The 8,904-nt window shown below is 71.8% G+C and carries 8 protein-coding genes; 6 read left to right on the top strand and 2 right to left on the bottom strand.

The annotated features are described in order from the left end of the window. Positions 1 to 131 precede the first annotated feature (131 nt). The 3 genes from D0D15_RS34645 to D0D15_RS34635 all read left to right on the top strand — a co-directional run bounded on the left by D0D15_RS34645 (position 132) and on the right by D0D15_RS34635 (position 3,476). Positions 132 to 1,760 (top strand): acyl-CoA synthetase, encoded by a 1,629-nt coding sequence (locus tag D0D15_RS34645; protein WP_094004166.1) that lies wholly within the window; start codon positions 132 to 134, stop codon positions 1,758 to 1,760. A 20-nt stretch (positions 1,761 to 1,780) separates the two neighbouring features. Next, on the top strand, positions 1,781 to 2,953 hold the full coding sequence (locus D0D15_RS34640) for an MFS transporter (protein WP_198958145.1): 1,173 nt from the start codon (positions 1,781 to 1,783) through the stop codon (positions 2,951 to 2,953). 169 nt (positions 2,954 to 3,122) lie between these two features. Next, positions 3,123 to 3,476: a hypothetical protein gene (locus D0D15_RS34635; protein ID WP_094004105.1), complete on the top strand. Its 354-nt coding sequence runs from the start codon at positions 3,123 to 3,125 to the stop codon at positions 3,474 to 3,476. Positions 3,477 to 3,479: 3 nt separating this feature from the next. Here D0D15_RS34635 and D0D15_RS34630 read toward each other — a convergent pair whose 3' ends face one another. Next, a complete protein-coding gene (locus D0D15_RS34630; RefSeq protein WP_094004106.1) occupies positions 3,480 to 4,385 on the bottom strand; it encodes a hypothetical protein in 906 nt (301 codons plus the stop codon). Between the two features lie 214 nt (positions 4,386 to 4,599). Between D0D15_RS34630 and D0D15_RS34625 the strand changes: the two genes are divergently transcribed. Together D0D15_RS34625 and D0D15_RS34620 are read left to right on the top strand one after the other, a co-directional pair. Further along, positions 4,600 to 5,772 carry a S8 family peptidase gene (locus tag D0D15_RS34625; RefSeq protein WP_094004107.1) on the top strand — a complete coding sequence of 391 codons (1,173 nt, stop codon included), beginning with the start codon at positions 4,600 to 4,602 and terminating at the stop codon, positions 5,770 to 5,772. A gap of 34 nt (positions 5,773 to 5,806) precedes the next feature. Continuing rightward, on the top strand, positions 5,807 to 6,469 hold the full coding sequence (locus D0D15_RS34620; protein ID WP_094004108.1) for a histidine phosphatase family protein: 663 nt from the start codon (positions 5,807 to 5,809) through the stop codon (positions 6,467 to 6,469). Here D0D15_RS34620 and D0D15_RS34615 read toward each other — a convergent pair. After that, positions 6,456 to 7,073 carry a TetR/AcrR family transcriptional regulator gene (locus D0D15_RS34615; RefSeq protein ID WP_094004109.1) on the bottom strand — a complete coding sequence of 206 codons (618 nt, stop codon included), beginning with the start codon at positions 7,071 to 7,073 and terminating at the stop codon, positions 6,456 to 6,458. The two genes, D0D15_RS34620 and D0D15_RS34615, sit on opposite strands and share 14 nt — an antisense overlap. Before the next feature lie 117 nt (positions 7,074 to 7,190). Here D0D15_RS34615 and D0D15_RS34610 point away from each other — a divergent pair, with 117 nt between their 5' ends. After that, the gene (locus D0D15_RS34610) at positions 7,191 to 8,129 is read left to right on the top strand and encodes an MCE family protein (RefSeq protein WP_167481610.1); all 939 of its coding nucleotides are present in this window, start codon (positions 7,191 to 7,193) and stop codon (positions 8,127 to 8,129) included. The last annotated feature ends 775 nt before the right edge of the window (positions 8,130 to 8,904 follow it).

Genomic DNA, 8,904 nt, shown 5'->3' with positions numbered 1-8,904 from the left:
ACGCCCGACCCGCCCTATTTATCCCTTTCGCCCGTTCCACCCCGCCACCCTGGCGCACCCCCACGCCCTTCGGCTACTGTCCAGTAACCACACATACTCCCAGTACGGTCGGCCCAATGGAGGTGCTGTCCATGCGAATTCCGCCCCGCTTGTCCGTGCTCCCCGGCAAGGTGGCGGAGACCGCCCGCGGCCTGGAGGTCATGTGGCGCGCCGGGCTCGTCCCGTTTCCCCGGTTGGACGAAGGTCTGCGCAGCGTGATCGCGACCCGCAAGGTGGGTCCGTTCGCCGCCGCGGCGCAGACCTCCGCCCGGCGCGATCCGAACGCCATCGGGCTGGTCGACGAGCTGGGGCCGCTCACCTTCCGCGAGCTCGACCTGCGCTCCAACGCGCTCGCCCGCGCCTGGGCGGACCGCGGCGTGCGGCCGGGCACCGTGATCGCGGCGCTGTGCCGCGACCACCGCGGTCTGGTCACCGTCATGATCGCCGCGGGCAAGGTCGGCGCGCGCCTCCTGCTGATGAACACCGGCTTCGCGAAACCGCAGCTCACCGACGTCGCCGCGCGGGAAAAGGTCCAGGTGCTCGTCCACGACCAGGAGTTCACCGAACTGCTCTCCGGCATCCCGGACACCGTCGACCGCTACCTGGCCTGGGTGGACGAACCCGACCCCGCCGACCACAACCCCGTCCTCGACGAGCTGATCGCCAGCACCGACGACCGCCCGCTGCCGCCGCCGCCCCAGCGCGGCGGGTTCGTGCTGCTCACCAGCGGCACCACCGGCACCCCGAAGGGCGCCCCGCGCGAGCGGACCTCCGTGCTGGCCACCGTCCAGTTCCTCGACCGCATCCCGCTGCGCGCCGGCGAAGCCACGTTCCTCGGCGCCCCGATCTTCCACGGCACCGGCATCTCGCAGTTCATCCTGTCGTTCGCGCTCGGCTGCAAGGTCGTGCTGCGCCGCCGGTTCGACCCCGAAGCCACCCTGAAGGGCGTCGCCGACCACCGGTGCACCGCGCTGGTCCTCGTGCCGACCATGCTGCAGCGGATCGTCGACCTGGGGCCGGACGTCCTGGGCAAGTACGACACGTCGTCGCTGCGGATCATCTTCGTCGCGGGCTCGGCGCTCTCACCCGACCTGGGCAACCGCGCCACCCAGGCGTTCGGCGACGTGATCTACAACCTCTACGGCTCCACCGAGGTCGCGGTCGCCACCGTCGCCACCCCCGAGGACTGGCGCAAGGCCCCCGGCACCGTCGGCCGCCCGCCGGTGACCTGCAAGGTCCAGCTGTACGACGAGCAGGGCAACCGCATCACCGAGCCGCACGTGACGGGCCGCGTGTTCGTCGGCAGCGGCCTGTCCTTCGAGGGCTACACCGACGGCCGCCACAAGGAGATCATCGACGGCCTGCTCTCCACCGGCGACGTCGGCCACTTCGACGAGAACGGCCTGCTGTTCATCGACGGCCGCGACGACGAGATGATCGTCTCCGGCGGCGAGAACGTGTTCCCGGTCGAGGTGGAGAACCTGCTCGTCGAGCACCCGGACGTGCTCGAAGCCGCCGTGATCGGCGTGCCGGACGCCGACTTCGGCCAGCGCCTCAAGGCGATCGTGGTGACGAAGAAGGACTCCAAGCTCGACGCCGACGCCATCCGCGACTACGTCAAGGGCAACCTCGCCCGCTACAAGGTGCCGCGCGACGTCGAGTTCGTGCCGGAGCTGCCGCGCAACGCGACCGGGAAGGTGCTCCGCAACAAGCTCAGCTGACTCCCCAATCTTCCTCTATGATGTGGGCGGTGTCCACTATAGGGGAACGACACCTCCGCCGGGCGCTCGTCGGGATGTGCGGCACGCAAGTGATCAGCTGGGGCGCGCTCTACTACGCGCTCCCGGTCGCCACCGCGCAGATCGCGGGCACCACCGGGTGGACACCGAGCACCATCACGCTCGCGTTCTCGGCCGGCCTGCTGGTCGCGGCGGGTGCGGGCATCCCGCTCGGGCGCATGATCGACCGGTACGGGCCACGGCTGGTGATGACCGCCGGGTCGGTGCTCGCCGCCGTCGCGCTCGTGCTGGTGGCCACGGCGCCGAGCCGCCCGCTGTTCTTCCTCGCCTGGGGAGTCGTCGGCGTGGCGCAGGCGATGCAGCTGTACCCGCCGGCGTTCGCGGCGATCACCATCTGGTACGGCGACCGCCGGGCCCGTCCGCTGACCATCGTGACGCTGGTCGGCGGCCTGGCGAGCACCGTGTTCGCGCCGCTCACCGCGTTGCTGGTGGACCAGGTCGGCTGGCGGGCGAGCTACCTGGTCTACGCCGCGGTCTTCGTCGTGGTCAACCTGCCGGTGCACTGGCTGCTGCTCACCCCCGCCTGGCCGGACCACCGCACGCGCCCCGCGGCCACCCCGGTGCGCCACGTGACCCGCTCGGCCCGGTTCCGGCTCCTGCAGACGGCGATGACGCTGGCCGCTCTCGGGTTGTACGCGTCGGCGATCGTGGTCGTGCCGCTGTTCGTGGAACGGGGCCTGAGCCACGCGCTCGCGGCGGTCGCGCTCGGGCTGGTCGGCGCGGGCCAGGTCCTCGGGCGGCTGGTGTTCGCCGCCGTGCCGCGCAGCAGCGCGCCCGCCGCGCGCACGACCGGCGTCCTCGCCGCGAGCTGCGCCGCGCTCGTCCTGCTCGCGTTGCTGCCCGGGCCCGCTGGCGCGTTGCTGGCGGTCGCGGTGATCCTCGGCATGGCCCGCGGCGCCTTCACGCTCGTGCAGGCCACGGCCGTCGCCGACCGCTGGCTGACGGCCCGGTTCGGGGCGCTCAACGGGCTGTTCAACGCGCCGATCACGGCGGCCACGGCCATCGCGCCCGGCGGGGCGATCGTGCTCGCCGAACGCGTCGGCGGGTACGCCACGGCCCTGATCCTGCTCGCGGTGCTCGCCGGGATCGCCGCCGTCCTCGCGGTGCTGACCTGACGGCGGACGCGAGCCGTTCGGCGACGCTGGATTGCCGGTCGGCGCTGAGTACCGCGATCGGGGTGACGGTAACGAGCCGGTTCTGCACCATGAATGATGTCGCGGCATGCCCTGCTGCCACAGGGAGCCGCGCGGTTGCCGACGTCCGTCCGGAGAGGAAGGCATCAACGTGCCTACCGTACAACCGCCGAGCGACGCCACGCGCAACGAGCCGTCGCCGGAACGGCGCAAGATCGTGCTCGACGAACGGTTCCTGGCCGCGGCCGCACCGGCCATCGTGGACAGTCCGCCGGCGGGCCGCCAGGACGCGGCGGCCCGGCGGTTGCTGGACCGGACGGCCGGCGGCTGGGCCCGGGTCTGGCGGGTGGTGCTGCTCGGCCTGACGGCGGTGCCCGCGCTGGGGATGATCGCGTTCGCCCTGATGAAGGCCGTCCCGCCCACGGCGTTGTGCATGCTGGCGCTGGTCGTGGTGAAGATCGCCGACCAGTGGAACAGCCGTCGCCTGCCCCGCCTCGGCGCCTGAGGGTCACTCCCAGGAGATGCCGAACACCCCGGGGCCGTAGTCGAGCGCCACGGCGTGCACCCCGCCCGCCGTGTCGAGGTGCAGTTCCCGCCGCTCCTCGGTCTCCGCGGAGCCCCGGCGCGCGTACTGCCAGCACCCGCGCAGCGCGTCGGCCTCGTCGAAGCGGATCTCCAGCAGGTACTCGCGGATGGGGCGGCGGAACTCGCGGTAGTAGGTGTTCTCGCAGTCCGGGTACGGCGGCCCGCTGTTGGTCAGCGTGTATTCGATCAGGCAAGTCTCGCCGCGGTGGATCGGGCGGTCGAACAGCAGCTCGGCGACCGTCAGGCCGTGCTCGGGATCGATCTCGACCCGCCCGCTGCGGCAGTTGCGCAGCTGGTGCAGCGCCGGCGCGGGCGCGCCGCCGTGGTCGTACACCAGGATCCACCGGTCCTGCTGGTCGGCGGTCGCCTGGAACACCGACCGCGTGGTCAGCGAGCGTTGCCGTCCGCCGGCCGCGATCTCGCAGCGGTCGTGCAGGTTGAGCAGGTTGAGCCGGTGCTGCTGCTCCAGCGCGTGCGGCGCGCCGACCCGTTCCAGCAGGATCCGCAGCGCCTCCATCGGGAACTTCACGACCCCGTCCGCCTGCCTGCGGGACGGCAGCCCGCGCGGGCGCGGCGGCGGGAGCAGGGACAGCAGCTCGCCGCGCTGCAGGCCGAGGACGTCCTCGAGCACCCGCACCGCCGAGATCGAGCTCTGCCGCTCGGGCTGCCGCTTGCCGGACTGCCAGTAGCTCAGGGCCGTGACGCTGATCGGCACGCCGCTGGCCTGCAGGCGGGCCTGGATGCGATCGAGACTGAGCCCACTGCGGGCGATCGCGGACCGGAGTCTCCTGGCGAACGGGCTCGGCACCGCGCGCTCGGACGTGGACACCTGTTACCACCTGGAAATCGACTTCGCCAGCGCTGATGGTAGCAGTCAGTGACTTCTACTCGGCCGAGAACGACGATCTACGTCTCATCCCTTCGGGTGGTTCGCAGATAGCTCAATTGGGTGAGTACTGGTAACTGTGAATCATTGCCCCTGCTCTGGCCCCCGGGATTGCATGAGATCGCACCACCCGGTCGGGGAGAGGAGACGGCGGCTCATGCGGAAGCGCGCGATGTGGTCCGGACTGGCGGCGGCCGCCGCGGCGGTGGTCGCCACGACCGCCTGGGCCGGGCCCGCCCAGGCGCGGGAGGGCCGGATCCTCGGAGCCGGCACCCCCGGCTCGGTGGCGGACAGCTACCTCGTCGTCCTCAAGCAGAACGCCACCTCGCGGGCCGACGACCTGACCAGTCGCTACGGCGCCACCACCACCCGGACCTTCAGCGCCGCGTTGCGGGGCTTCGCGGTCAACGCCGGCGAAACGCAGGCCAAGCGCCTCGCGGCCAACCCCGACGTCGCCTACGTCGCGCAGAACCACGTCCTGCGCATCACCGACGTCCAGCAGAACCCGCCGTCCTGGGGGCTGGACCGCATCGACCAGGCCAACCTGCCGCTCGACTCGTCCTACCGCTACGCCACCCCGGCCGGCGACGTCACCGCCTACGTCGTCGACACGGGTGTGCGGGCGAGCCACGAAACCTTCGGCGGCCGCGTGACCGGCGGCAAGGACTTCATCGACAACGACGACGACCCCGCCGACGAGCACGGCCACGGCACCCACGTCGCAGGCACCATCGGCGGCAGCGAGTACGGCGTGGCCAAGGGCGTGCGGATCGTCCCGGTGCGCGTGCTCGACGCGCAGGGCAGCGGCACCACCGACCAGGTCGTGGCCGGCATCGACTGGGTGGCGCAGACCGCGAGCGGGCCGTCCGTGGCGAACCTGAGCCTCGGCGGCAGCGCCGACCCCGTGCTCGACGACGCCGTCCGCGGCGCGATCGCCAGGGGCGTCACCTTCGCCATCGCCGCCGGCAACGAGGGCGCCGACGCCGGCGACGACTCCCCGGCGCGCGTCACCGAGGCGATCACCGTCGCCGCCAGCGACCAGACCGACCGGCAGGCGAGCTTCTCCAACTACGGCAGCGTCGTCGACCTCTACGCGCCGGGCGTGAACATCACCTCGTCGTGGGGCACCGGCGACACCGCGACCACCACGATCAGCGGCACCTCGATGGCCACCCCGCACGTGGCCGGCGCCGCGGCGCTCTACCTGGCCGGGCACCCGGACGCGACCCCGGCGCAGGTCGCCGACGCCCTGATCGCCACCGCCACGCCGGGCAAGATTTCGGGCGCAACCTCGGGCACGCCCAACCGTCTCCTCAACACCGCTGGCTAGGCTGCGGCGGGCACGGCGAGCGAAAGGACGGCCGATGGGCGCCATCCACCTGATCCGGCACGGTCAGGCTTCCTTCGGCGCGGCCGACTACGACCGGCTGTCCAGCACCGGCATCGAGCAGGGCGCGGTGGTCGGCGCCGAGCTGCTGCGCCGCAAGATCCGCGTCACCGAGGGCCGGACCGGGTCGATGGCCCGTCAGCGCGCCACCGCGGAGATCGTCCTGGACTGGCTCGGGGCGGGTGCCGCGGCCAAGGAGGATCCGCGCTGGAACGAGTACGACCACGTGGACATCGTCGCCCGGCACGGCGGCGGCGCGCGGCAGGACGCGAACGACCCGCGCGGCTACCAGGAAGTGCTGGACGCCTCGCTCGCCGCGTGGGTCCGCGCCGGCGACGACAGCCCGTGCGCGGAGACCTGGCCGCGGTTCGCCGAGCGGGTGCGTGGCGCGCTGGCCGACCTGGTCGGCGTGTTGCGCAAGGGGGAGAGCGCGGTGGTGTTCACGTCCGGCGGGGTGATCGGCACGCTGGCCGGGCACCTGCTCGGTGACCCCGCGATGGGGTTGCTGCGGCTCAACCGGGTGACGGTGAACTGCGGGATCACCAAGCTGGTGTCCGGGCGCGGCGGGGTCACGCTCGTGTCGTTCAACGATCACGCGCACTTCGAGGGGCGGGCCGCCCGGCTGCTCACCTATCGGTGACCGCGGGGAACACCTCCTCGATCAGCGTCACCAGCGAGCGGGACAGCAGCGTGTGCACCTGGTCGCGGTCGAGGTCGCCGCGCAGCAGCCACTCGCGGCCCGCCGCCTTGACCATGCCGCCGTAGGCGCGGATCAGCGCGTTGCAGGCCTCGGAGTGCGCGGGGTCGACCTTCACGCCCAGCGCCTCCAGCACGCGCGCGGCCGAGCGGCGTTCGGCTTCGACGAGGATCGCCTCGACCTCGGGATCGCTGCCCAGGCCATCCGGGGCGGTCGCCACCAGCCAGGTCTTGCCCTGTTTGGTGACGAGGGTGAGGAACCAGTCGACCGCGACGCGGGCCTTCTCCTCGAGCGGGCCGTCGGTGACGATGTCCAGCGCCGCGGTCGGGATCGTCATCGTGCGGCGCAGCACCGACAGGTAGAGCTGGCGTTTGGTGCCGAAGTAGTGGTTGATCAGCCCACGGGCGACGCCGGCCGCCGCCGCGATGTCCGATGTGGACACCTCGGCGTACGGACGCTCGCCGAAGAGCCGGGCGGCGCAGGCGAAGATCTGTTCCCTGCGCTGGTCCGGTTCGAGTCTCCGCCACCGGGGCTCGGAGTCGGTCATGGGCGACATGCTGACATGGGTCACCCGAGGGAGTTGTTCTTTTCCGACATGTCGGTGGATACGTCATTCGATCGGAGGCACGTGTTAAGAGCGTAACCCGGCGGAAGGGGCTGCGGGGTGCGTGATCGGGATCCTGCCGGTATCGGAATTGCCGGTCTCGTGGTGCTGGTGCTGGCGTTCGTCGCGGCTGCGCACGCGGATTCGCTGCCGATCATCGGGACGGGGGTGGCGTACGAGGCGGAGTTCAGCGAGGCGGCGGGGCTCGTGGTCGGTGACGAGGTCCGGGTGGCCGGCGTGAAGGTCGGCGAGGTGGTGGACGTCGGGCTGGACGGTGGGTCCGTGCGCGTGAGGTTCGAGGTCGAGGACACCTGGCTGGGTGACCGCACGACGGCGGCGATCAAGATCAAGACGTTGCTGGGGCGGAAGTACCTGGCGCTGGACCCGCTCGGTTCGGCGCCACTCGACGGGGTGATCCCGCGGGAGCGGACCGTCGCGCCGTACGACGTGCTGGACGCGTTCGGGGACCTGTCGGCGACGGTTGGCGCGCTGGACACGGAGGGGCTGGCGCGGTCGTTCGAGGTGCTGGCGGAGGCGTTGCCGGGCGGGCCGTCGGTGCGGGGTGCGCTGGCGGGGTTGTCGCAGCTGTCGGAGACGATCGCGTCGCGGGATGCGGCGTTGTCGCGGCTGCTGGGGAACACGGCGGCGGTCTCGCGCACACTGGCGGACCGGGACGCTGCCCTGGTGCGGCTGCTGGCGGACGGGAACCTGGTGCTGGCGGAGGTGGCGGCCCGCGCGCGGGCGATTTCGACGTTGCTGGCGGGGGCGCAGGAGTTGTCGCGGCAGGTGCGGGGAGTGGTTGATGACAACGATGTCGGGTTGCGTCCGGTGTTGGCTTCGCTGGACCGCCTGACCGCGATGTTGCAGCGAAACCAGGACGCACTGGCCGAGGGCATCGCACGGCTGGCACCGCTGATCCGCTACGCCACGACCGCGACGGGGCAGGGGCATTGGGGTGAGACGTACGTGTGCCTGCCGGTGGTGTCGCCGTGCTACTGAGCTGGGCGGTTGCCGATCGAGAGGCTGCTGGTGGTCACTCACCACGCACGGATGGCCCACTCACGCGGCGGTGACTGGCCCTCTCGCGCGGCGGTGACTGGCCCTCTCATGCGGCTGTGGTTGGCCCTCTCATACGGCGGTGACTGGCCCTCGCGCGGGGAGATGAGTAGCCCCACTCGCGCGGTCACGTGAACTGGACCTCTCGCGCGGCCACGACTGGCCCTCTCGCGCGATGGTGAGCGGCTGGCCCCCTCGTGGGGCGGTAGCTGGTCCACTCATGCTGCGCCAGTGGGCCTCTCGTGCGGTCGCCAGTGGGCCTCTCGTGCGGTCGCGAGTGGTCCTCTCGCGTAGCTATGAGTGGTCCACTCGCGCGCTCGCGTGCGGTTGGTCCTCTCGCACGGCCGCGACTGGCCCCTTGGCGCGGCGGTGAGTGGCCCTTTCGTGCGATGGCGAGCGACTGGCCCTCTCGTGCGGGTGTGGTTGGTCCAGTCGCGCTGCCGTGAGTGGGCCTCTCGTGGGGTGGTGGCTGGTCCACTCATGCTGCGGCAGTGGGCCTCTCGTGCGGTCGCGAGTGGTCCTCTCGCGTAGCTACGAGTGGTCCACTCGCGCGCTCGCGTGCGGTTGGTCCTCTCGCACCGCTACGACTGGTCCACTCGTGCGGCAGTGAGTGGCCCTTTCGCGCAATGGTGAGCGACTGGCCTTCTCGTGCTGCCGCGACTGGCCTTCTCGTGCACCGAAGCCCGCCCCGCAGCCCCCGGAGCCTCCGGGCCTGCCC

This window comes from Amycolatopsis thermalba (genome assembly GCF_003385215.1).
In the GTDB taxonomy this organism is placed as follows: domain Bacteria; phylum Actinomycetota; class Actinomycetes; order Mycobacteriales; family Pseudonocardiaceae; genus Amycolatopsis_E; species Amycolatopsis_E thermalba.
This window is presented reverse-complemented; position numbering and strand designations above follow the sequence as displayed.